This window comes from Stenotrophomonas sp. 62841_Sma (assembly GCF_056482945.1).
In genome coordinates this window covers 1,417,938-1,440,886 of sequence record NZ_CM151224.1, presented here as the reverse complement: position 1 = coordinate 1,440,886, position 22,949 = coordinate 1,417,938, and the positions used below count along the sequence as shown (strand labels likewise).

The 22,949-nt window shown below is 64.3% G+C and carries 22 protein-coding genes; 16 read left to right on the top strand and 6 right to left on the bottom strand.

What is annotated here, in order from left to right; translation table 11 throughout:
• The first annotated feature begins 37 nt into the window (after nt 1–37).
• The 8 genes from ACZK5G_RS06775 (at nt 38) to map (ending at nt 6,219) form a co-directional block, all read left to right on the top strand.
• Complete coding sequence (locus tag ACZK5G_RS06775) at nt 38–754, top strand: MtnX-like HAD-IB family phosphatase (protein ID WP_478465788.1); 717 nt, start codon at nt 38–40, stop codon at nt 752–754.
• A gap of 62 nt (nt 755–816) precedes the next feature.
• The gene (locus tag ACZK5G_RS06770; RefSeq protein WP_032127529.1) at nt 817–2,217 is read left to right on the top strand and encodes an aspartate aminotransferase family protein; all 1,401 of its coding nucleotides are present in this window, start codon (nt 817–819) and stop codon (nt 2,215–2,217) included.
• Nucleotides 2,218–2,246: 29 nt separating this feature from the next.
• On the top strand, nt 2,247–3,311 hold the full coding sequence (locus ACZK5G_RS06765) for a GNAT family N-acetyltransferase (RefSeq protein ID WP_478465786.1): 1,065 nt from the start codon (nt 2,247–2,249) through the stop codon (nt 3,309–3,311).
• A gap of 3 nt (nt 3,312–3,314) precedes the next feature.
• Nucleotides 3,315–4,199 carry an arginase family protein gene (locus tag ACZK5G_RS06760; RefSeq protein WP_478465784.1) on the top strand — a complete coding sequence of 295 codons (885 nt, stop codon included), beginning with the start codon at nt 3,315–3,317 and terminating at the stop codon, nt 4,197–4,199.
• Nucleotides 4,200–4,529: 330 nt separating this feature from the next.
• Nucleotides 4,530–4,898 carry a bleomycin resistance protein gene (locus tag ACZK5G_RS06755; RefSeq protein ID WP_134951308.1) on the top strand — a complete coding sequence of 123 codons (369 nt, stop codon included), beginning with the start codon at nt 4,530–4,532 and terminating at the stop codon, nt 4,896–4,898.
• Between the two features lie 37 nt (nt 4,899–4,935).
• Nucleotides 4,936–5,160 carry a MafI family immunity protein gene (locus ACZK5G_RS06750; RefSeq protein ID WP_049399619.1) on the top strand — a complete coding sequence of 75 codons (225 nt, stop codon included), beginning with the start codon at nt 4,936–4,938 and terminating at the stop codon, nt 5,158–5,160.
• Between the two features lie 53 nt (nt 5,161–5,213).
• Nucleotides 5,214–5,426, top strand: a complete 213-nt coding sequence (locus ACZK5G_RS06745; RefSeq protein ID WP_005412680.1) for a ParD-like family protein — start codon at nt 5,214–5,216, stop codon at nt 5,424–5,426.
• A gap of 10 nt (nt 5,427–5,436) precedes the next feature.
• Complete coding sequence (gene map, locus ACZK5G_RS06740) at nt 5,437–6,219, top strand: type I methionyl aminopeptidase (protein ID WP_478466495.1); 783 nt, start codon at nt 5,437–5,439, stop codon at nt 6,217–6,219.
• Here the strand turns inward: map and ACZK5G_RS06735 are convergent.
• Nucleotides 6,216–6,884: a hypothetical protein gene (locus ACZK5G_RS06735; protein ID WP_180845141.1), complete on the bottom strand. Its 669-nt coding sequence runs from the start codon at nt 6,882–6,884 to the stop codon at nt 6,216–6,218. The genes map and ACZK5G_RS06735 overlap by 4 nt on opposite strands.
• 175 nt (nt 6,885–7,059) lie before the next feature.
• The gene (locus ACZK5G_RS06730; protein WP_478465781.1) at nt 7,060–7,680 is read right to left on the bottom strand and encodes a LysE/ArgO family amino acid transporter; all 621 of its coding nucleotides are present in this window, start codon (nt 7,678–7,680) and stop codon (nt 7,060–7,062) included.
• A gap of 106 nt (nt 7,681–7,786) precedes the next feature.
• On the opposite strand from ACZK5G_RS06730, the gene ACZK5G_RS06725 reads away from it, so the two are divergent.
• The 5 genes from ACZK5G_RS06725 to ACZK5G_RS06705 all read left to right on the top strand — a co-directional run bounded on the left by ACZK5G_RS06725 (nt 7,787) and on the right by ACZK5G_RS06705 (nt 13,461).
• Nucleotides 7,787–8,680 (top strand): LysR family transcriptional regulator ArgP, encoded by an 894-nt coding sequence (locus ACZK5G_RS06725; RefSeq protein WP_071228490.1) that lies wholly within the window; start codon nt 7,787–7,789, stop codon nt 8,678–8,680.
• 78 nt (nt 8,681–8,758) lie between these two features.
• Nucleotides 8,759–10,159, top strand: a complete 1,401-nt coding sequence (locus ACZK5G_RS06720; RefSeq protein ID WP_478465780.1) for a TolC family protein — start codon at nt 8,759–8,761, stop codon at nt 10,157–10,159.
• On the top strand, nt 10,152–11,165 hold the full coding sequence (locus tag ACZK5G_RS06715) for an HlyD family secretion protein (RefSeq protein WP_032127538.1): 1,014 nt from the start codon (nt 10,152–10,154) through the stop codon (nt 11,163–11,165). The genes ACZK5G_RS06720 and ACZK5G_RS06715 overlap by 8 nt, the downstream gene beginning before the upstream one ends.
• On the top strand, nt 11,150–12,337 hold the full coding sequence (locus ACZK5G_RS06710; RefSeq protein ID WP_478465778.1) for an ABC transporter permease: 1,188 nt from the start codon (nt 11,150–11,152) through the stop codon (nt 12,335–12,337). Before ACZK5G_RS06715 ends, ACZK5G_RS06710 begins: the two co-directional genes overlap by 16 nt.
• Entirely contained in the window at nt 12,334–13,461 is a 1,128-nt protein-coding gene (locus ACZK5G_RS06705; protein WP_478465777.1) for an ABC transporter permease, read from the top strand. Before ACZK5G_RS06710 ends, ACZK5G_RS06705 begins: the two co-directional genes overlap by 4 nt.
• A 103-nt stretch (nt 13,462–13,564) precedes the next feature.
• On the opposite strand, the gene ACZK5G_RS06700 is transcribed toward ACZK5G_RS06705, so the two are convergent.
• Together ACZK5G_RS06700 and ACZK5G_RS06695 are read right to left on the bottom strand one after the other, a co-directional pair.
• On the bottom strand, nt 13,565–13,933 hold the full coding sequence (locus ACZK5G_RS06700; protein WP_032127541.1) for a glycine zipper 2TM domain-containing protein: 369 nt from the start codon (nt 13,931–13,933) through the stop codon (nt 13,565–13,567).
• Between the two features lie 166 nt (nt 13,934–14,099).
• A complete protein-coding gene (locus ACZK5G_RS06695; RefSeq protein WP_121503890.1) occupies nt 14,100–16,322 on the bottom strand; it encodes a methyl-accepting chemotaxis protein in 2,223 nt (740 codons plus the stop codon).
• A gap of 280 nt (nt 16,323–16,602) precedes the next feature.
• Here ACZK5G_RS06695 and ACZK5G_RS06690 point away from each other — a divergent pair, with 280 nt between their 5' ends.
• Complete coding sequence (locus ACZK5G_RS06690) at nt 16,603–16,995, top strand: barstar family protein (RefSeq protein ID WP_049424493.1); 393 nt, start codon at nt 16,603–16,605, stop codon at nt 16,993–16,995.
• Between the two features lie 29 nt (nt 16,996–17,024).
• Here the strand turns inward: ACZK5G_RS06690 and ACZK5G_RS06685 are convergent, their stop codons facing one another.
• Entirely contained in the window at nt 17,025–18,017 is a 993-nt protein-coding gene (locus tag ACZK5G_RS06685) for a glycosyltransferase (RefSeq protein WP_121503891.1), read from the bottom strand.
• Nucleotides 18,017–19,294, bottom strand: coding sequence for an O-antigen ligase family protein (locus ACZK5G_RS06680; protein ID WP_478465775.1), 1,278 nt, complete (start codon nt 19,292–19,294; stop codon nt 18,017–18,019). The genes ACZK5G_RS06685 and ACZK5G_RS06680 overlap by 1 nt, the downstream gene beginning before the upstream one ends.
• An 804-nt stretch (nt 19,295–20,098) precedes the next feature.
• On the opposite strand from ACZK5G_RS06680, the gene ACZK5G_RS06675 reads away from it, so the two are divergent.
• Nucleotides 20,099–20,512, top strand: coding sequence for a hypothetical protein (locus ACZK5G_RS06675; protein ID WP_478465773.1), 414 nt, complete (start codon nt 20,099–20,101; stop codon nt 20,510–20,512).
• Nucleotides 20,512–22,947 (top strand): YadA C-terminal domain-containing protein, encoded by a 2,436-nt coding sequence (locus ACZK5G_RS06670; protein WP_478465771.1) that lies wholly within the window; start codon nt 20,512–20,514, stop codon nt 22,945–22,947. Before ACZK5G_RS06675 ends, ACZK5G_RS06670 begins: the two co-directional genes overlap by 1 nt.
• Nucleotides 22,948–22,949 lie beyond the last annotated feature (2 nt).

The following is a 22,949-nucleotide window of genomic DNA, read 5'->3' as shown; positions in this document are numbered from 1 at the left end:
ATCGCGCCGGACGTTCCTTTCATCGACGGACCTGCCCATGCACTGGAGCATCCTGTGTGACTTCGACGGCACCATCAGCCTCGAAGATGTCATCGACTCGCTGCTGGAGAAATACGGCCAGCCGGGCTGGCAGGAACTGGAAGACCAGTGGAAAGCGGGAAAGATCGGCTCGCGCGAATGCATGCAGGGCCAGGTCAGGCTGCTGAAGCTGGACCCGGCCATGCTCGACGCCCACCTGGACCAGGTGCAGATCGATCCGGGCTTTGCCGCCTTTGTCAGCCGTGCCGAACAGCTGGGCGTGCCGCTGCGCATCGTCAGCGACGGCCTGGACTATGCGATCAACCGCATCCTCGCCAACCACGGCCTGTCGCGACTGCCGGTGGTGGCCAACCACCTGCGCTGGTGCGATGACCACTGGGAACTGGAATCGCCCTACCAGGCCGAAGGCTGCCGCAGCGGCACCTGCAAGTGCACCTGCGCTGCGCAGGCGCGCGCCAACGAAGCACCGCGTGTGCTGATGATCGGCGATGGCAGTTCGGATTTCTGCGTCTCCGAAGATGCCGACTTCGTGTTCGCCAAGCGTCGCCTGATCACCCATTGCACCCATGCCGGCATCGAGCATGCCGCCATCGATACCTTCCACGATGCAATCGCACTGCTGCCGCGCTTGCTCGATGGCAGCCTGCTGCAGCCACGTCGTATCGACGCCAGCCCGCAGCCCGCCGTACTGCCCCTGCTGCTGGCCACCGCCTGAGCACTCCCTTCCAAGCACGCCCCCGCTACCTCTTTCGAACGTCCTTCACGGAACCGAACTGCATGAACATTTTTGACAAGAACGCCGACGCCGCCGCCTCCGACGCGCAGCTGCTGGCCGACGAAGCCCGCTACAGTTCCTTCGGCGATACCGTCCACTACGTCGACCCGCCGAAGATCTTCCAGCGCGGCGAAGGCAGCTACATGTTCGACGGTGCGGGCGTGCCCTACCTCGACCTGCAGATGTGGTACTCGGCCTGCAACTTCGGCTACAGCAACAAGCGCCTGAACGACGCGCTGAAGGACCAGATCGACACCCTGCCGCAGGTCGCCAGCCAGTACCTGCACCCGACCCGCGTGCAGCTGGCCAAGACCATTGCCGTGGACATGCACGAGAAGTTCGGCCTCGACGGCCGCGTGCATTTCAACGTCGGCGGCGCGCAGGCCATTGAAGACTCGCTGAAGATCGTGCGCAACGCGCGTGGCGGCAAGAGCCTGATGTTCGCCTTCGAGGGTGGTTACCACGGCCGTACCCTGGGTGCGTCGTCGATCACCTCCAGCTACCGCTACCGCCGCCGCTACGGCCACTTCGGCGAGCGCGCGATGTTCATTCCGTTCCCGTACCCCTTCCGTCGCCCGAAGGGCATGACCCCGGAAGAGTATTCCGACCATTGCGTGTGGCAGTTCGAGCGCCTGTTCGAAAGCGAATACAACGGCGTGTGGGATCCCAAGGTCGGCCAGGCGGAGTACGCCGCGTTCTATGTCGAACCGATCCAGGGCACCGGCGGCTACGTCATCCCGCCGCGCAACTTCTTCACCGGCCTCAAGCGCGTGCTGGACAAGTACGGCATCCTGATGGTCGTCGATGAAATCCAGATGGGCTTCTGGCGCACCGGCAAGCTGTGGGCCATCGAGCACTTCGGCGTTACCCCGGACGTGCTGGTGTTCGGCAAGGCGCTGACCAACGGCCTGAACCCGCTGTCGGGCCTGTGGGCGCGCGAAGAGCTGATCAACCCGACCGTGTTCCCGCCGGGCTCCACCCACTCCACCTTCAACTCCAACCCGCTGGGCACCCGCCTGGGCCTGGAAGTGCTGAAGCTGGGCAAGGAAATGGATTACGAGCGCACCGTGCCGGAAAAGGGCGCGTACTTCCTCGATGGCCTGCGTGGCCTGCAGAAGCGCCACCCGGAAATCGGCGACGTCGACGGCCTGGGCCTGGCCCTGCGCGCGGAAATCTGCCAGACCGACGGCTACACGCCGAACAAGGAACTGCTGGACCGCATGGTCGACATCGGCCTGGCCGGTGACCTGCTGCACGACGGCAAGCGCATGGGCCTCGTGCTCGACGTGGGTGGCTGGTACAAGAACGTGATCACCTTCGCGCCGTCGCTGGACATCAGCTACGAAGAGATCGACCTGGCGATCACCCTGCTTGACCAGGCGCTGACCAAGGCCAAGGGCTGAGGTCCGATGCGCTGCCGGTTCCCGTGCCGATGGAAATGACGTCACGCGCATCCAGCACCGCGCTGGAACCGGCCGCGCTGCTGGAGGGCTTCCTGGCCCACCCGCCGCTCGGGTTCGAGGCAGGCCGCCTTCCCAGCGGCCTGCCGACCTTCCGTGCGCCGCTGGATCTGACCACCACCATGGACGACGACCTGCGCGGCAAGCTGCTTGGCCTGCCGCTGTCGCGCCTGTGGCGGCCCTGGATCATCTGGAAGACCCGCTTCGTCGGTGCCACCAGCACCGAGTACACCCCGCTGCCCGCGCACGTCGCACCAGAAGCATTGGCTGAGGACGTGACGCGTCACGCGATCGGCGATACCCGCCTGCTGGTGGTCAAGGACCTGGCCATCGATTCGCCGCTGCTGGACGACGCGGCCAACGCACACAGCGGTGCCTTCCTGCAGGCATTGCTGGCACGCGGCTTCGTCGAACTGGAAGGCATGCCGCTGGCCTGGGTGGCGATCGATTTCGATTCGATCGATGGCTATCTCGGCCGCCTGTCGTCTTCGCGCCGCAAGAACATCCGGCGCAAGCTGCGCTCGCGCGACGACCTGCAGATCGACTGCATCGCCACCGGCGATCCGGCCCTGGCCGACCCGCAGCTCCAGGCCGAACTGTATGCCTTGTACCTGGGCGTGTACGCGCAGAGCGCGGTGCATTTCGACCAGCTCGACCTGCCCTACTTCCAGCATCTTCTGGCCGACAGCCAGGGCCAGGGACGGATGTTCCTGTACCGCCACCAGGGCCAGCTGATCGGCTGGAACCTGTGTTACGTGCATGCGGGCAAGCTGGTGGACAAGTACATCGGCCTGGCCTACCCGCAGTCCCGCGAGCACAACCTGTACGCGGTGAGCTGGATGCACAACCTCGAATACGCGCTGCAGCACAGCCTGAGCCACTACGTGGCCGGCTGGACCGATTCGCGGATCAAGGCCGAACTGGGTGCCAGCTTCACCTCCACCCGGCATGCGATCCACGCCCGTTCCCCGCTGCTGCGTGCAGCCCTGCGCAGGCTGGCCCCGTACCTGCAGGGCGAACCGGACGGAGGCGGCTGAACGATGCCATTGCGTTCCCCGCTGATCCTGGACCTGGACGGTGGCGTGCTGCCGCTGCCCCAGGCGCAGACCCTGGCCCTGCCGCAATGGCACGATCCACTGCGCTTCGCCTGCCGCAATGCCACCCTGAACCGTTTCGCCACTGAAGTGCTGGCACCGTTGCCGGCCCAGCTCGGCACGGTAATGCTCGGCAGTGGCGACTTCCACCACCTCAGCCTGCCGCTGCTGCAGCGCATGCGCACGCAGGCGCCGTTCCAGCTGGTGGTGCTGGACAACCATCCGGACAACATGCGCTTCCCGTTCGGCATGCACTGCGGGTCGTGGGTGAACGCCGCCAGCAAGCTGCCGCAGATCTCGCACATCCACGTGCTCGGCATCACCTCCAGCGACATCGGCCTCGGCCATGCCTGGGAGAACCACTGGCGCCCGCTGATGAGCGGCCGGCTGACGTACTGGTGCATGGACGTGGACGTGGGCTGGGGGCATCGTCTCGGCATGGGCCACGCCTTCCGCCGTTTCGAGCATCCCGAAGCGCTGGTGGCTGCGTTCGCTGCCGAGCAGGCCAAGTCGCCGCAGCCGACCTACCTGTCGATCGACAAGGATGTGTTCGCCGAGGACGTCGCCCGCAGCAACTGGGACCAGGGCCGCTTCCAGCTGGAACACGCGCTGGTGGTGATCGAAGCGCTGCGTGCCGGCGGCCTGGTCGGCAGTGACATCACCGGTGAGGTGTCGCTGGCCAACTACCAGAGCCGCTTCAAGTGCTGGCTGTCGTCGCTGGATGGCCAGCCTGACGTCAGCGCCGAGGATCTACCAGTGTGGCAGGCGCGGCACCAGCAGGTGAACCGCGAACTGCTGGCGGCGATGGCTGCGGCGCCGACCGCCTGCTGACCGCGTCGGTCATGCCGGCCGTTGGCCAGCGTGGCTTCGGTAGTGCCGGCCGCTGGCCGGCGTGGCTTCGGTAGTGCCGGCCGCTGGCCGGCGTGGCTTCGGTAGTGCCGGCCGCTGGCCGGCGTGGCTTCGGTAGTGCCGGCCGTTGGCCAGCGTGGCTTCGGTAGTGCCGGCCGCTGGCCGGCAATGCCAACCAAGGTTGGCAACTACCAGACCCAGGCAGCGTCGGTCGTGCCGGCCGCTGGCCGGCAACCTCATTGTTCCCGGGCTCACGGGGATGCCGGCCAGCGGCCGGCACTACACTGGACGCCTGCCCCAGGAGCCCTCGCCATGCCCCAGACCGTCATCCCGCAGCTGCGCATGCGCCATGCCGATACCACCCTGCCGTTCTACGTGCAGGGGCTGGGCTTCGTGGTCGACTGGGAACACCGCTTCGAACCCGGCTTCCCGCTGTTCGCCCAGCTCACCCGCGACGGCCAGACGATCTTCCTCACCGAACACAGCGGCGACTGCGAGGTCGGCGGCGCGGTGTACTTCATCGTAGAGGACGTCGACGCCCTGCACCGCGCCTTCAGCGCCGCCAACGTGCCGATCGAGCAACCGCCGCATGACACCGAATGGGGCAGCCGCGAGATGCTGCTGGTCGACCCCGACGGCAACCGTCTGCGCTTCGCCACCCATCCTCGCGATGACGACTGACGCATGCGCCAGACTGCGGGCAATAGGCGGTCTACTCATGGATCGCCTGCCCGAGGGGCGCGTCGCGATTGCCTTGGATCTGCTGGATCGAAACGAGATCCCGATGGCGCTGGATCAGCTCTGTTCAGATATCGATGAATGCGGCATGGCACTCAGCCGCGCGGAGTATCTGCAACTGTGCGATCTCAACACGGCGCTGGGGCAACCTGTAGCGCCGGCAACGATGCGCCGCCTGCGGAAACTGGATGGAGGGTCGGCTTGAACGGGAATATATGAATCATATATGATCCATATATCCCTTTTCTGGTGTATCCCATGGGCATCGTCAACATCGATGACACCCTGCACGACCAGCTGCGCCGTGCCTGTACCGTCTCCAGCCGCTCGATCAACGCCCAGGCCAACTTCTGGATCCGGGTCGGCATGCTGTGCGAGCTGAACCCCACGCTGAGCTTCCAGGACATCGTCGCCAGCGAGCTGCGCGCGGCCGGCGTGCAGCCCCCGTTGCTGCCGCCGGGCCAGGTCTGAGCCGATGGGCATCATCAAGCGCCCCGACGAGATCGCGCTGATGGCCGAATCCGGCCGCCTGCTGGCGGAGGTGTTCGCCGCACTCGACCACCTGCCGCTGCAGGGCCGAAGCACCATGGAGATCAACGATTTCGTCGAACGCATGATCGTTGATGAGCTGCAGGCGCGGCCGGCCAGCAAGGGCCAGTACGGCTTCCCGTACGTGCTCAACACCTCGATCGACAACGTTGTCTGCCACGGCGTACCCAGCACCACCGACGTGCTGCGCAACGGCCAGATCGTCAACCTCGACATCACCCTGGAGAAGAACGGCTACATCGCCGACTCCAGCACCACCTACCGGGTCGGTGAGGTCGACTACGCCGCGCGCAGGCTGGTGCAGACCACCTACCAGGCGATGTGGAAAGGCATTGCCGCCGTGCGTCCTGGTGCGCGCCTGGGCGACATCGGCCACGCCATCGCCCGCCACGCGCGCAGCCACGGCTACAGCGTGGTGAAGGAATACTGCGGCCACGGCATCGGCCAGGAGATGCACGAGGAACCGCAGATCCTGCACTACGGCCATCCCAACACCGGCATGGTGCTGGAAGAAGGCATGGTGTTCACCATCGAGCCGATGCTCAATCAGGGCAAGCCGGCCATCCGCCAGCAGCCGGACGAATGGCCGGTGTACACCCGCGACGGCAAGCTGTCGGCGCAGTTCGAGCATACGGTGGCGGTCACCCGCACCGGCGTGCGGGTGCTGACCCTGCGCCCCGGCGAGACGCCGTTGTGCGCGGTGGATGCCGCCTAGAGTGGCCGTTGCTGCATCCCGGTACCCTCGTGCACGGCGCGCTTCCGTGCCGTCAGCGGTTCGCGTACCCGCTGTGCCACATAGCCGACGCTGGCTGCGAGAATGAAGGTGTAACCAAGGAGTTCGGTGGTCTCCTCGATGGTGTTCTTGAACACGCGGATGTACTGGTCACCCAGCAGTCCGGTCCACAACGACGTCATGCCGATCAGACGCGAATAGAACAGCAGCAGAACCAGGCCGATCGTCATCACGGTACCCGGCCGGGATACGAGAAAACGCACCAGCGCCGGCATGGCCCGGCGCCAGTCGCGGCTGGCCCAGGCCAGTGAGCCGATGATCAGCACGGCCACCGGGTACTTCCAGAAGCCGTGTGCGATCAGGTCCAGCGCCTCATCCATTTCACGCAGGAGCATGCAGGCGAACAGCGCGGCCGCCAGAACGGCAAAGGCCCGATCATCGGCACGTCGCAATGCAAGCCGGACGAAGGCAGCCACGCTGGCGACCAGGAAGCCTTCCTGGGTCAGTTCGACCAGCGACCACTCGCCGACTGCATTGCCCAGCCAATGGATGTCGAGCCAGGCCAACGCAGGCGGAAGCGCCATCATCAGGCCGAACAGGAAGGTGCGCCCCAGGTGGGACAGGAGCAGCTGTAGATTGTCTTTCATGCAACACCGATGCCGCGCCGTGGCGGTCGTACAACGAGAACACAGGCGACCGGGGGGCTGCCGAACGACGGCATGCGCGGCGGGGTCGCGACCAGGCGCGCATTATCCGCGCTGTATCCGGCCACGTGAACCGTACCGGTGGAACACATACGCAACACCGGCGTACGTCACGCACTCATGGCGATAAAGGACGCAGCAGCAACAACGTCGCCAGGCAGAACATGAAGATCGCCACGCCTGCATCCAGCACACGCCAGGCGCCCGGCCTGCGGAACACCGGCTGCAACAGGCGCGCGCCATAGCCCAGCGTGCAGAACCAGGCCACGCTGGCCAGGCACGCACCGGCGGCGAAGGCCCAGCGCAGATCGCCCGGATAGCGCGTGGACAGGCTGCCCAGCAGCACCACCGTATCCAGATAGACGTGCGGGTTGAGCAGGGTGAAGGCCAGGCAGGTCAGCAGCACCTGGCGCCCACTGCCGCCCCGTGCCTCGGCGGCGGCCAGCGCACTGCCACCGCGCCACGCGCGCAGCCCCGCCTGCAGGCCATACCAGAGCAGGAAGGCCGCACCACCAAAGCGCAGCACCTGCAGCAGCAACGGCCACTGCAGCACCAGCGCGCCCATGCCGCCGACACCGGCCAGTATCAACGCGATGTCCGCACCTGCGCAGGCCAGCACCACCCTCCCCACATGACGCTGCTGCAGGCCCTGGCGCAGCACGAAGGCATTCTGCGCGCCGATGGCGATGATCAGGCCGGCACCTGCGAACAGGCCGGCGGCGGTAGCGGCAATCCACATCAGGACGGGCCAGGCAGCGGGGGGACGCGCAGGGTGCGGCCAACGGCCATGTTTAGACAAACTGATTTTTCTTTATCCTGTGCAGGAAAACTGAAGAGGCACCGGCATGGACCTGGTACACCCGCAACTGGCCGCGTTTGCCGCGGTGCTGGAGGAAGGCAGCTTCGAGGCTGCGGCACGCCGCCTGTCGATCAGCCCATCGGCCCTGTCGCAGCGGATCAAGGCTCTGGAGGACAGGCTCGGGCAGGTCCTGGTGGTGCGCCAGGCACCGTGCCGACCGACCGCCGCGGGTGAAGCGCTGCTGCGCCGGGTTCGACCGATGCAGGCACTGGAAGCCGAGGCGCTGGCCGAGCTGCTGCCCGAGCGTGGCAGCGACGCTGCGCGCACGCCGATCCCGCTGGCTGTCAACGACGACTCGCTCGATACCTGGTTCGTACCGGCCATCGCCGACCTGCACCAGCGCCACGGTTACCTGTTCGACCTGCGCATGGATGATCAGGACCACACCCTTCAGCTGCTGCGCGATGGCAGCGTACTCGGCGCGGTCACTGCCGAAAGCCAACCGGTGAAGGGCTGCAACGTGCACCCGCTCGGCGCGATGCGCTACCACGCCATCGCCTCGCCCGGCTTCGCCCGCCAGTACTTCAGCGACGGCATGCAGGCCGCAGCCCTGGCGCGCGCACCGATGCTGGTGTTCAACCGCAAAGATGAACTTCAATGGCGCTTCGTGCGGCGCCTGACCCGCGCGCGACTGCAGCCGCCGCTACACTACCTGCCCTCCTCCACCGGTTTCGTCGAAGCCGCCGCGTGCGGACTCGGCTGGGGCATGGCCCCGGAAACCCTGGTCGCGCCCGCCGTGCGCGCCGGCCGCGTGGTGGTACTGGAACCCCGCCGCTGGCTCGACGTGCCGCTGTACTGGCAGCATGCCGCCGTGCGCTCAAGCACGCTGCAGCACATCACCCAGGCGCTGCGCACTGCGGCCAGCGGCACCCTTCGTTGAGGACAAACCGATGATCGCAGACCCGGGCTTCACGCCGCGCGCACTACCGTTTGCGCACTTCTTCACCACTGGGACGGCATGGGCGTGATCGGCCGACGTACAAGGATGCACGGCGCGAGGGCCGCGCTGGCGCTGGCAGCCTGCCTGCCACTGGCTGCAGCGGCGCAGACTCTCACCGATGCACCCGCATTGGACTGGGAACAGGCGCGGCAGCGGCTGGAGCAGGTCTCCGATGCACTGGCCGCCGCCGACGCAGCGGTGCGCAACAAGCAGGACCTGCAGGACGCCACGCGCCTGCTGCGCCTGCCGGAGATTACCGGCGAAGTGCGCCGGCTGCAGTTCCAGAAGACCCTCACCCTGCCACTGGGTTCGCTGGCGCCTGTCGCCGAGGCCTATGGCATCGACTCGCCGCTGTCATTCACCGAACGCGACTGGCGTACCCGGCCCGTGGTCACCGCGGTGCTGCCGCTGTACACCGGCGGCGTGATTCCGGCCGCGCAACGCGCGGCCAGCGCTGCCCACGAGCAGGCCAGTGCCGAGCGCGAAGCGCAGCGGCAATCGCTGACCGTGCAGCTGGCCCAGGCCTATTTCGGCCAGCGCCTGGCCGAGCAGGGGGTAGATGTGCGCCGCGACGTACGCGATGGCCTCAACCGCCACCTGTCCGACGCAGAGAAGCTGGAACGCGAGGGCTTCGCCACCCGCGCCCAGCGCCTGCAGGCCACCGTGGCCCGCGACAAGGCCGAGCGCGAATACCAGAAAACGGTGAACGACCTGGCCACGCTGAAGGCGGCGCTGGCCACGCTGCTGCGCAGTGGTGGCGAGGTACAGCCGGTGTCGCCGCTGTTCGTGCAGCGCGTGCCATTGGAACCGGTCGCCAGCTTCGAGCGCACTGCGCAGGCGCGCCAGCCGCAGATCGCACGCCTGCGGGCGATGGTGGCGCAGGCCGAACAGGGCGTGCGCGTGCAGCAGGCCAAGCTGAAGCCACAGATCTTCGCCTTCGGCCAGTACGACTTCCGCCGCCGCGACGAGATGCTGACCGATCCGGACTGGGCGTTCGGCATCGGCCTGAAGTACACCTTCCTGTCGCCGAACTCGCGGCCGGCGCAGATCAGCGCCGCGCGTGCACAGCAGGAACAGGCCGAAGCGGGCCTGCGCGAGGCCGAGAACCAGGTCGCACTGGGCGTGCGCAAGGCCTGGAACGAGCTGGAAACCGCACGCCAGCAGTACGTGCTGCTCGACAGCAGCATCGCCCAGGCACAGGAAAACCTGCGCCTGCAGGAGCTGGCGTTCCGCGAAGGCCAGGCCACCTCGCTGGATGTGATCGACGCGCGGCTCGGCCTCGGCGGCGCCCGCGTCGAGCGCGCACAGGCCGCCTACCAATACGATATTGCGCTGGCACAGTTGCTGGAGGTCAGTGGACAGATGGACCGTTTCGAAGAGTTCCGGCGGCGTGCGGACGAGGTGATCGACCATGAGTGATGTGCTGCACGACGATGCAACGACGCCCCCGGCCAAGCGCCGCCTGGGCCCGATCCTGATAGTGGTGCTGCTGGTCGTGGTGGTGCTCGGCCTGTGGCTGGCCTGGCGCAGCCCGGCCGACCAGATCCAGGGCATGGCCGATGCCGACACCATCAACGTGGCCGCCAAGATCACCGCGCGCGTGGCCGAACTGAAGGTGCGCGAGGGCGACCGCGTGCAGCCCGGGCAGGTGCTGTTCCTGCTCGACAGCCCCGAAGTGGCCGCCAAGGAACAGCAGGCGCACGGCGCATTGGCCGCGGCGCAGGCGGTGGCCGACAAGGCCGACGAAGGTGCGCGCAGCGAAGACATCCGCGCCGCCGAAGCCAACTGGAAGCGGGCTGAAGCCGGTGCGACGCTGGCTGAAGCCACCTACCAGCGCGTGCAGAACCTGTTCAACGAAGGGGTGATGACCCGGCAGAAGCGCGATGAAGCGCATGCCCAGGCCACCAGTTCGCGCGAACTGGCGCGTGCCGCCCGCGCGCAGTACGACATGGCCTTGGCCGGCGCACGCGAGCAGGACAAGCGTGCCGCGCAGGGCCAGGTGCAGCAGGCACAGGGCGCGGTGGCCGAGGTCAACGCAGCGCGCGTCGAAGTGGAAGGGCGCGCGCCGGTGGCCGGCGAGATCAACAAGCGCATGGCCGACCCGGGCGAACTGGTGCCAGCGGGCTATCCGGTGTTCACCCTGGTCGACATCGACCGCATGTGGGTGGCGATGAACCTGCGCGAATCGCAGATGCAGGGCCTGAAGGTCGGCAGCAAGCTGCAGGGCAGCGTGCCGGCGCTTGGCCAGGACGGCGAGTTCGAGGTTTATTTCATCAATCCGGCCGGTGACTATGCGACCTGGCGGACCACCCGCCAGTCGTCCGGCTACGACGTCCGCAGCTTCGAGGTGCGGGTGCGCCCGGTACGCCGCATCGAGGGCTTCCGCCCCGGCATGAGCGTGCTGTTCGCATGGCCCCAGCACTGAGCCCCGACAGCAGCGGCTTCGCCGCCAGCTGGCGGCGCGAGCTGCGGTCGCTACGCGGCAACCGCGCCGACCTGCTGCTGGTCACCCTGCTGCCGCTGCTGATGCTGGCCGTGATGGCGTGGATGTTCACCCCCTCGGTGATGCGCGACATCCCGATCGCCGTGGTCGACCTCGACCACAGCAGCGACAGCCGCCTGCTGCTGCGCATGCTCGATGCCAGCCCCGGCGTGCGCATCGCCAGCCAGCCGGTGGACCTGGAAGACGCACGCTCGCAGCTGCGCAGCCTGGACGTGTTCGCCATCGTGCTGGTGCCGCGCGATGTCACCCGGCAGGCGTTGCGTGGTCGCCAGGGCACGGTGTTCGCCTATTACAACGCCACCTACATGACCACCGGCCAGTCCGCGGCGCGCGATATCGGCGACGCGGTCTCGGCCTGGAACGCACGCCTGCTGCGCGAGCGCATCGGCCTGCAGGTCGGCCCGGGCAAGCTGCGTGCGGCACCGATCGCGGTGCAGTCGGACATCCTGTACAACCCGGCGCGCAGCTACGAGCTGTTCCTGCTGCCGCTGATCTTCCCGGCGGTGTTGTCGCTGGTGCTGGCACTTGCGGTGGCCGGCAGCCTCGGCAGAGAAATCCGCGACGGCAGCCTGCCCGCCTGGCTCGGCCGCACGCCGTGGCTGGCGATTGCCGGCAAGGTCGCGCCGTACATCCTGCTGTTCTCGCTGTATGGCGCGCTCGGCATCGGCTACCTGGCCTGGCTGCGCGGTGATGGTGTGGCCGGCAGCGTGCTCCTGCTGCTGCTCGCTCAACCCCTGTTCTATCTGGCCACCGCCGCCTACGCGCTGTTCTTCGTCGGCGTCACCCGCGACATGGGTACCGCGCTGTCCGCGGTCGGCCTCAGCATCGGTACTGCACTGGCATTTTCCAGCGCCACCTTCCCGGTGCTGGACGGGCCGTTATTCACCCGCGTCTGGCATCAGCTGCTGCCGCTCAGCGCCTATATCAAGCTGCAGACCCAGCAACAGTTCATCGGTTCGCCGCTGCAGGTTTCGGTATGGCCGATGGCCACGTTGCTGCTGATGTCAGTGGTGGCTGGCGGCATCGGTGGGCTGCGCCTGATCGCCTTCGCGCGTACGCCCGAAGCCGCGCAACCGACGGGGGCCGACGCATGAGCGCACTGTGGCGCAGCCTGCGGCAGACCCTGATGGCGGTACTGTGCGACCGCTATGCGATCGTAGTGATGGTCGGCGCGGTAATCCTGTACTCGTTCTTCTACCCGGCCGCGTATCGCCACCAGGTGGCCGGCAACCTGCCGGTACTGGTGGTGGATGAAGACCACAGTGCCACCAGCCGCGAGCTGCTGCGAAAGCTCGACGCGTTGCGGGTCGCACGCGTGGTCGGGCAACCGGCGGACATCGACAGCGCGCGCCAGCAGCTGGAAGCCGGTCATGCCGAAGGCATCGTGCTGATCCCGGCCAACCTGGAGCGCGACATCCTGCGCGGCCATCCGGCCAAGCTGGTGCTGCTCGGCAACGGTGCCTACCTGGGCCGTGCCAGCTGGGTGCTGGGCAGCGTGGCCGATGCACTGAGTGCGTTCGGACGTGATGCCGTGGTCGGCCAGGCCGCCTTCATGGGCGCGCCGCAGGCACCACCGGTGACCCTGGTGCAGCGCCCGCTGTACAACACCCAGGAAGGCTATGGCAGCGCCATCGTGCCCGGCGTGGCCGAGCTGATCGTGCACCAGACCCTGCTGATGGGCATCGGCGTCCTGCTCGGCGGCCGTCGTCTCGCGCTCGGCCGCCGCCTGCGCTTCGACCTGCCGACGCTGGCCGGTATGGCACTGGGCTTCGGCCTGATCGGCCTGTTCGGCCTGTTCTATTACGCCGGCTTCACCGCCTGGGTGCAGGACTATCCGCGCGGCGGCAACCCGCTGGGCCAGCTACTGGGCGGCACCTTGTTCATCGCCGCCACCGTGGCCTTCGGCCTGTTCGTCGGCAGCTTTTTCCGCACCCGCGAACGCGCCTTCCAGTACATCATCGCCACCTCGATCCCGCTGTTCTTCCTGGCCAACCTGTCGTGGCCGGCGGTGATGACGCCACAACCGCTGGTCTGGCTGGCGCAGCTGTTGCCGACCACCTCGGGCATCAACCTGATGGTGCGCCTGAACCAGATGGACGCCCGCCTGGCCGAAGTCAGCCACGAACTGATCACCCTCACCGTCCTGCTGCTGCTCTACGGCAGCCTCGCCACCTGGCGCCTCCTCGCAAAAAAGGGGACGGAGGGGATTAAGTCGTAAGCGGCCGGGTTGGGGGATTGCGACTTAATCCCCTCCGTCCCCTTTTTCCGTAACGTTCGAGTACTGCGGCGTGTAAGGGGAAGCGGGGTCTGACTGCGATCGATCAGCGGTAGACGCGTTCGCAGCGACGTTCCACCACGCGGTCGCCGTTCTTCTGCTGGCTGTTGCCCTGAATCTGGCGACCGGCCGCACCACCTGCAACGGCGCCTGCCACGGTGGCCAGCTTCTTGCCGTTGCCGCCACCTACCTGGTTGCCGAGCAGGCCACCGATCACGGCGCCGGTAGCGGTACCCGTGATGCGGTTCGGATCGCGCGAGTTGCGCTGCACTTCCACGTTCTTGCAGACCACGCGGCTGCCGTCGTTGAACTTGCGTCCCTCATCGCGCGGGCCATAGGTCTGCGCGCCGGCCACCGACGAAGCTGCCAGCAGGGTGCCCAGCACAAGCAATCGGGTCGAGGTCTTCATGGCCATCTCCTGAGTTCCGGTATGGCGCCAGTGTCCTCCCGCGGTTGGCAACCGGAAGTGAAATGCGCGTGTCCGCCACTTCATCGGCCATGGCACGTTCAGGAAGAAAATCCGCGCCCATCGCGACCAGCCGTCGCGATGGGCGCCGTCTCCCTGCCGGCGTGCTGCCTTGCTAGAACTCTTCCCAGCCACCCGCATTGGCGGCCAGCGTCGGCTCGATCCGCGGCGACAGCACCGCGGGCCGGCGCACCGGCGCAACCGATGCCGCCACGGCTGCCAGCGCCGGGCGCACCGCGGCGGCGGCGGTCACCGCCCCCGTGCGGAACACCGAAACCGCCTCGGCCAGCAGGTTGGCCTGCTCCTCCATCGAGCGCGCTGCAGCACTGGCTTCCTCGACCAGCGCCGCATTCTGCTGCGTGGTCTCATCCATCTGCACCACCGCCTGGTTGACCTGTTCGATGCCCGAGCTCTGCTCCTGGGAGGCAGCAGAGATATCGGCCATGATGTCGGTCACGCGCTGCACCGAGGCCACGATCTCGCCCATCGTGGTGCCCGCCTGGCGGACCAGCGCCGAGCCGTCGGCGACCTTGCCGACCGAATCCTCGATCAGCCCCTTGATCTCCTTGGCCGCACCCGCCGAGCGCTGCGCCAGCGTACGCACTTCGCTGGCCACCACTGCAAAGCCCCTGCCCTGCTCGCCGGCACGCGCAGCTTCGACCGCCGCATTCAGCGCGAGGATATTGGTCTGGAAGGCGATGCCATCGATGACCGAGATGATTTCGGCGATCTTCTTCGACGATGCCTCGATGGCCGACATCGTGGTGACCACCTGGCCCACCACTTCACCGCCCTGGGAGGCAACACCATGCGCGCCGATGGCCAATTGGTTGGCCTGCCGTGCATGCTCGGCATTCTGCTTCACGGTGGAGGTCAGTTCCTCCATCGATGCTGCCGTTTCTTCCAGGTTTGCCGCCTGCTGTTCGGTACGCCGCGACAGGTCGGTGTTGCCCGAAGCGATTTCACCTGCGGCCAGATTGATGCTGGAGGCGCTGGACTGGATGCGGCCGACGATCTGCTTGAGCTGGTCGACGGTGGCATTGCAGTCATCACGCATGCGCGCGAACACGCCATGGAAATCACCCTGCATGCGCACGGTCAGGTCGCCGCGCGAGATGGCCTGCAGCAGGGTCGAGACCTGCACCAGGTTCTCGTCGGTGGTCTGCATCAGGCGATTGAGCCCGGCCACCATGTCGCGGAAATCATAGGCGAAGCGATCTTCGTCGCCGCGCAGGCTGAAGTCGCCTGCCGCAGCCGCTGTCGCCAACCGGCGGATCTCGCTGTTGATCGCCGACAGGCTGGACTTGGTTTCGTCCATCGCCTGGGTGATCGCCGCCTTCTCGCCGGGCAGCGGGTCCATGTCCACCGACAGATCGCCGCGTGCGTAGTGTTTCATCACCTCGATCAGCCGGTTCTGTACCTGCACGTGCGATCCAACCAGCGCATTGGTCTCATGCACCATGCGCCCGTAGTCACCGGGGAACGCGCTCTCGTCCATGCGGTAGCTGAGGCTGCCGGCATCGTGCTGGCGGGCCAGCTCTCCCTGTGCCGCCATCACCGACTGCAGCTGTGCCTGCATGCGCTGCATCGACTTCAGCAGCTGGGTCACCTCGTCATTGCCGGTGGCGTCGATGCTGCTGTCCAGACGGCCACTGGCGATGCCGTCGGCCAGCTTCACCGCTCCTTCCAGCGGGCGGGTCAGGCTGCGGGTGATCGCCCAGGCCGCCAATGTCCCCAGCAACAGGCTCAGTGCCCCGAACGCGATCGACAGGGTGCCGGTCCACGATTCGGTTGCGCGGTACTCTTCGCGGCTGCGTTCGGTCAGTGTTTCCTGGTGGCGCAGCAGGGCCGAAATGGATTCATTCCAGGCCGTTGCCAATCCGTGCTCGGCCAGCAGCTCCTTCGCTGCACCATCGAAATCCCCCGCCTTCATGCGCTCATGCAATTGCTGGGTTGATGCATCGGTGGCCTTGCGGGCTGCCTCGATGCGCGCGACCAGGGTATCGCCGGTAGCGTCACGCGGAATCTTGATGTACTTGGCCCAGATACCGTCATAGGTCCGCGACAACTCCTGGGCACGCTGGTAATCCTTGTCGAACTCGTCACCCCGCTTGATCACCATCAGGCGACGATGCATCAGCACCGCGTTGTTGGTATCAAGCATGTCATTCAACAGGCGCATCTTCACCATGTTGACGTCCACCACTTTCTCGAACTGGGCGGATTTCAGCTGATTCCCATACAGCACCAGGCCGACGATGGCCATGATGAACAGCAGCAGCAGACCGAAGCCGGCGCCAAGCCGGGATCCCACACGGAGATTACGTAAGGCAAGCATCTCAATTCCCTTGATCGTGGCCGTACGTTCGATGGCGGCGCAGCGGAGGGAAACTTTACGGGACTTTATATATGGACCGATCCAAATATATGGAACTGTGCAGGCAGTCAGAAAATGCGGCGACCGATAATGGCGCCATATCCTTATCGAATAGCGCTGACACGCCAGCGCCCGATGAAAATCACGCAGGATTAACACCATAATAACGCCACCCCATCCAGGGCGGCCCGGATTATCTGCGCCGGTTACAACCGTCGCCCCGGAGGGCTACAGTCTGCAGATGACACGGATCCTGCACATCGAAGGCGCGTCCATCAACGACATCGCCAGCCTCTACGTGGAAATCAATCGTGTATTCATGGCCGACGAAGACTGGCAGCTGGGCGCAAGCCTGGACGCGCTTGATGATCTGCTGCACGGGGGCTACGGCGCGCTCGCCGGTCATGCCACCGCCACGGTGGTGTGGCGCGACATCGCCCACAGCCGCGAGGCACTGGGCCGCGAGACCACGCGCGCCTGGCTGCAGTCGAAACTCGATCAGGGCGGCAGGTTCAACGGTCCGGCCATCCACGCTCAGTTGATGGCACTGTCGCTTGGCCAGGGACAGACCTACTTCGAGATCGTCATGGAGATCTTCGGCAGCCATCCGCAGATCACCCTGGTGCCAGGCTGAGCACTCTGCAGCAACCAGCCCCCATCAGCTCAAAGCTTGGCCAGGGCCTCGCCCAGCCGGCGAGGGAACGCCACTTCGCTGGCCAGGTGCCATGCGCGTGCATTGGCGCCCAGCCGGGTCCACTCGGCCTCATCCATCGCCAGCGCACGCTCGACGGCCTGTTCCAGCGCCTTCTCATCCACATGCCAGGTCCTGGACAGATGGCAGGGCTCGCCCTCGTGCGCGGCAACCAGGATGCCGCGGCTGTCGTCGATCATCTGGTTCATCGGCGCGCCATCGCAGGTGATCACCACCGCCCCGCAGCTCATCGCTTCCACCAGGTAATGGCCCCAGCCTTCGGTCTGCGACAGGCACAGGTGGAACGCATGTTCGTTCTGCAGGCGCTGCACCTCCTGGTCGGGCAGGCGCTCGCGGACGATCCGCAGGTTCGCGGCCCCGCCCTCATCTTCGTCCGAAGGGCCGCCGCGCAGGATGGTCAGCAAGGGCCACTCCGGATGGCGCTTCCAGACCTCGACCAGCGTTGCCGTGCCCTTCATGCGACTGGTACCAGCTGCATGCAGGAAGCTGCGCGGTCTGCGCGGCACCGCCGGGTCGTAGCGGTCACGGCTGCAGAAACCGACTTCCAGCGCGCGCATGCCCAGCGCATTGAAGATGCGCGTAGCGTCTTCGGTCTTGGTCAACAACGCATCGAACCGCGGCAGGATCCGCAGGCTGCGTGCGGACACCCATTCCGGATTCGGAATCAACAGATTGACCTCGGCCAGTCCGAAGCTTGCCGGCCGGACATGCTCCAGCGAGATGTTGATGTCGAACCGGGCCGGCGTGCGCCCCAGGCTCAGCCACGAGGCCAGCAGCCTGCGCAGGCGCATCCCGCGGAGCTTCCAGGCCCCCCCATTGCGCACCGCGTCCAGACGGCTGACCGTCACCGTGTGCCCGAGCTGCTGCAACGAGCGCTCGATCACCTGGATGTCATGGGACAGGCCACGCTGGTTGTCGGCGGCCAGCAGGTGGATATGCGCCATCAGGAGGGACTCCCTGGCCGGCGCAGGTCGCGCGCAGGCAAGGCGGTCGCCAGCATGAAGCCCAGCACCAGGTAGAAATAGAACGAATGCGGCATCGCCCGGTAGAACACGTTGTCCGTGAACGCCGACAGCGCATAGACGATGACCACGGCAAGTCCGGCGGTGGCGATCATCGCGGTGATGTCGTCGGCGTGGCCGATGCGCCGCACGAAATGAATGCCGGGCAGGATGAAGACCAGCAGCATGATCAGCAGCAACGGCACGCCACCGGTCACCGCCGCTTCCAGGTACTCGTTGTGCGGGTGGTTGTAGCGGAAGATCGACTCGGACACCTCGCCGCGGGCGATGCCCTCACGTGCATAGGTACCGAACTGGTTCAGGCCCACCCCTGCCACGGGATGCTCGGCGAAGGCGTCGACCGCCACGCCCCACATGGCGATGCGCTCACGGACCGAGCCGACCTCGTTTTCCTGGTTGAAACCGGAGATCTCGCCACTGACCTCACCGAAGCGCTGGATCACCTCATGGTTCAGCACCGAGGTGGCACCGACCACGCCAATGACCAGGGCACCGACGAAGGCCAGTGCCCCCCGCCAGCGCCGGGTGCGCCGGACGTGCACCGCAATCACCATCAGCATGGCGGGAATGAACGCCAGGATCGGCCCGCGGCTCTGCGCCAGGATCGAACCGTAGACGCCGACGGCGATGGCCACGCCGTGCAGCCAGCGTTCGGCCGGATGCACATTGGGCTGGATCAACCGGATGACCGAGAACAACGCCATGCACAGCGTCACCATGGTGAACTCGATGGCCGTCCATTCGCCGCCACTGAAACCGTGCGCGCGTTCAAGGCCCATCACGTGGTGCTGCACGATGCACGACCCGCCGAAGACCAGGGTGGACACGGCGAAGATCTTCCAGATCAGGCGCCAGTCCAGCGCAGTGGCGAACACGGCAGCGGTACCCAGGTAGAGCAGTGTCTGCGCCGGCAGATCCAGCTCGTTCCAGCGCAGCCCGTGCCAGAGGATGCTGTAGAAGGCATAGGCCAGGCGCAGGAAGCAGACGATCACGATGAACCGGGCGATGCGGTAGCGCAGGCGGACATCGGGCTGGCGGCGGATCAGAACCACGCCGGTGACCAGCAGGGCCAGCAGCAGCACCGCCTTCAGCAAGGTGTAGGGTGCGGAGCCGGCAAGCGGAACGATGGCGACCAGGATGCTCAGCAGGACGGTACGCCAGGTGTAACGAGGTTCGGCGGCCATGCAGGCTGCAGTCATGCTTGTTCTTTCCATCAACGCCCGCCCGGGGGATAAGTCGCCCCGGTTTCCATGGAGGCCGCTTGGCGGAAATCGCCGGGGCTGACACTACCGTGGGCCCCTGGGGAAATCAACCAAAGTGCCGGCGCAGGGGCGCAGGCGTTGGCACACGGACAGCCCCCGGGCCCAGCGCGGGTGCCGCGGATCATCGACCGCCCCAGGTCGCTACACTAATGTCCTCTCCGGCCATGCCTGCGCGTGGCCACGCCCCGACGCCCTGCCAAGACGCGAAACGCCCCAAGTGACTGATACGAAAGACAACACCAGCAACGCCAAGGCGTCCAAGGAACACACCCCGCTGATGAAGCAGTTATAGCGTGGGGCGGGAGCGACCACTTATCTCATTGTTTTATATGGCGCTTTCATGGCCGCCAGCTTCGCAGACACAATTTGGCTACCCTCTGGCTACCTACGGCAGGCATAGATCCAGCCAGTGCGCTCACTCGCACGTTGTCAGATAGCATTTGGGCCCGACCATGCGGAACACCGCCCAATCATCCACGTGGGCAGAGTGCTTCTATTTTATTAATTCAAATACACGACTTGCGCTAATTTAAAATGGTGCTAAGAGTATAAGTGTCTGATTGAAAGAGGCTCCTCCTTCCTCGACGTAAATTAGACATTACGAGACGGTCGTGTCTCCAGCCCCCTCGAAAGAGGGGGCTTTTTTGTGCGCGCAATATTCTAATAACTGCCCCTTGCGCAAACCCAATCTCCTGTTATTTGTGGATAGGTAGAACCACAAATTTAAAAGGAGGCCAGGTAATGCCAATCATTAAACCCGCAATTGCGCTATTGCTTTTTTTAGCGACATTAAGCGCAAACGCAGCAACAGCCAAAGAAGATCTCGCCTTAATTAAGCAACTGGCAATCCAGCCAATAGCCTTAGTTGACGGGAATTTATGCCACATACGCGGAGCAGTCTGGCTTGATAAGCCATTGGCCGATGTTGAAGTGGAAATACTGGACGGCAGTCGCACTTGGAAAACAAAAACAAATTCAAACGGTATTTATTCAGCCTCCATTCCTTTCGAAGGAAATGATAAGGCTCTGCTTGAGAGGCCAACCAGCCTTTCTATTCCGGGGAATGCCAGCGAAGTAAACATTTTAAAACCCACATTCCTATGCAGCAAATCCACCACAACCAACATCATGGCAAAGCCCAAAGGAGCAAATTAATGAAAAGCAAATTAAACAAATCCAGGTTAGCAATTGCGGCGATGGCACTGCTTTCAGCGGGCCTTGCCAACGCCTCATTAATTCAGATTGGCGATGGTTCCACTGCGGCGGCACAAGGCGATGTTGCTATTGGCGATTTAGCCAGTGCCACTACAGGCATGTTCCAGAGAATGACCTGGAACGGCAATTCTTGGGACATTGAAAATATTACCGCGACAGCCGTTTCAATCGGCAAGCAATCAAAAGCAATTGCAGGCGGTGTCGCAATAGGTGAGCAATCACAAGCGGCAAGCGCTTCAGTTTCAATAGGCAGCAAAGCAATTGCAACCCAGCAAGGTGGAGTTGCTGTAGGTGAAAACGCTCAAGCTAAAGATCAAAACACAATCGCCATTGGATCCAATGCAAAAGCAACCGCAAATGGAGCAGTTGCTATTGGAGCAAATACAATCGCCGATCAATACGACACCGTTGCAGTCGGTGGCGGGAAACCAGAGGGAAAAAGAATAGTAGGTGTTGCCAAGGGAGTGGGCGACTACGACGCTGTAAACGTTAAACAGCTGAATGAAACAGTCGCTGCGGGAAGTGGCAGTAACAGAATTGCTGTTAACGGCCCCGAAACAGGCGGAGCAGCACGCGCAATAGGAAGCTATGACATTGCCATTGGCGCAAATGCAGAGACTCAATTTGATAACGGCGAATACGGACCGAACATAGCAATAGGTCGAAACTCAAAGGCATTTTATGGAAGCACCGTTGTGGGAGACAATGCGTCCGCAGGTCGAAAAGGTGTTGCTATCGGTAATGGCGCTTACGCTGGAGGCGTTAACGACGGCGGCGGGGTTGCAATTGGCCGAGACGCGAGAGTTGAAAGCAATGGTGTAGTTGGTGGAAATGGCGTTGCTATCGGCCCAAACGCTTATGTTACTGGCGGTGCAACTGCGGCAATTGGTCCTGGAGCTAAAGCAGACGCCCCGGACTCAATCGCCATCGGCGGTTCAACAGGTGGAAGGGCTAACACAGTAGCCTTTGGAAATCGCCAATTAACAGGCGTAAACGCGGGCACAGCTGATACAGATGCCGTAAACCTCAAACAATTAAACGATGCCTTGGCTGGCATCCCTACAACCCCCGGAACAGGCAATCCCTATTTCGCTGCTAATGGGGATCCATCTAAAAATGATCCAGCGCTAGCTACAGGCGAAAATTCAGTAGCAGGTGGCCCATCGGCACGTGCGGCTGGAAATCAGTCTTCAGCCTACGGTTCTAATGCCAATGCCAACGGCGAGGGTTCTCTTGCGGCAGGCCACCAGGCAAACGCATATGCCGACCAATCGACTGCAGTAGGAGCATTTTCATCCGCGACAGCGAAATGCACGTCAATTGGCTATGGCGCTGAGTGCTCTGAAGACGGGACTGTATCTTTTGGCAGAGCAGGCGATGATAAGCGTCTGAAGAATGTTGCTGGCGGCATTGAAGACAACGATGCGGCTAATACCGGGCAAGTTAGAGCAGTAGATTTGCGTGTCCGTCAAACTCAAACCGCAGTGTCCAGGCAAGCCGTGTGGTTCGGCGGCGGGGCTTCATATGATCCAACAACTGGGATTTGGACCAACCCAAGCTTTGCGATGCCCAGCGGTCCTAGTTTCAATAATGTGAATGACGCTCTTGTCTACTTAGACAACCGCATTGGCGCATCCTCCCCTGGAACTGGACCTCAAGGCCCTGCAGGTGCAAACGGCGCAGATGGCCGGAGCGCCTATGATGTTGCCGTAGACAATGGTTACAGCGGCACTGAAAAGGAATGGCTTGCTTCTCTCAAAGGTGTTGACGGAAAAGATGGCGTTGGCGGTGGTAGCGGCAGCAAATCTGTCGCAGGCAAGAACATCGAAGTCAGCGAGAACCAGGATGGCACTCAAACAGTGGGTGTGGCTGACAACGTAGTCCTCAGTGAAAACGGCAGCGTCAAGATCGGCGCAACAACCGTGGACGCCAAAGGCGTCTCCATTGAAGGTGGCCCATCAATGACAAGGGATGGCATCGATGCGGGCAACCAGCGCGTCACAGGCGTAGCAGCTGGGCGCATAGAGAAAGGTTCAACGGACGCGGTGAACGGTGGCCAGATCTATGACATGCAGACCGCTCTTAATGATCGTTGGGACGAAACTAACAGGCGCATTGATCGTCAGGACCGCCGAATAGACGCGATGGGAGCTCAAGTAGCGGCCATGTCGATGATGGCGGCGGCGAACGTTCCAGCTGCCGTAGGCGAAGTCCAGGCTTCGGCAGGCATTGGTTTCAGCGGTAGTGAAGCAGCACTCGCTGTCGGCTGGAGATCACGCATTACAGAGCGCACAAGCGTGTCGGGTGGTTTTTCGTATAGCGCAAGAGGTAAAGCAATGGGTGGCGTCGGAGTGTCAATCAACTTAGGACGCTAAAG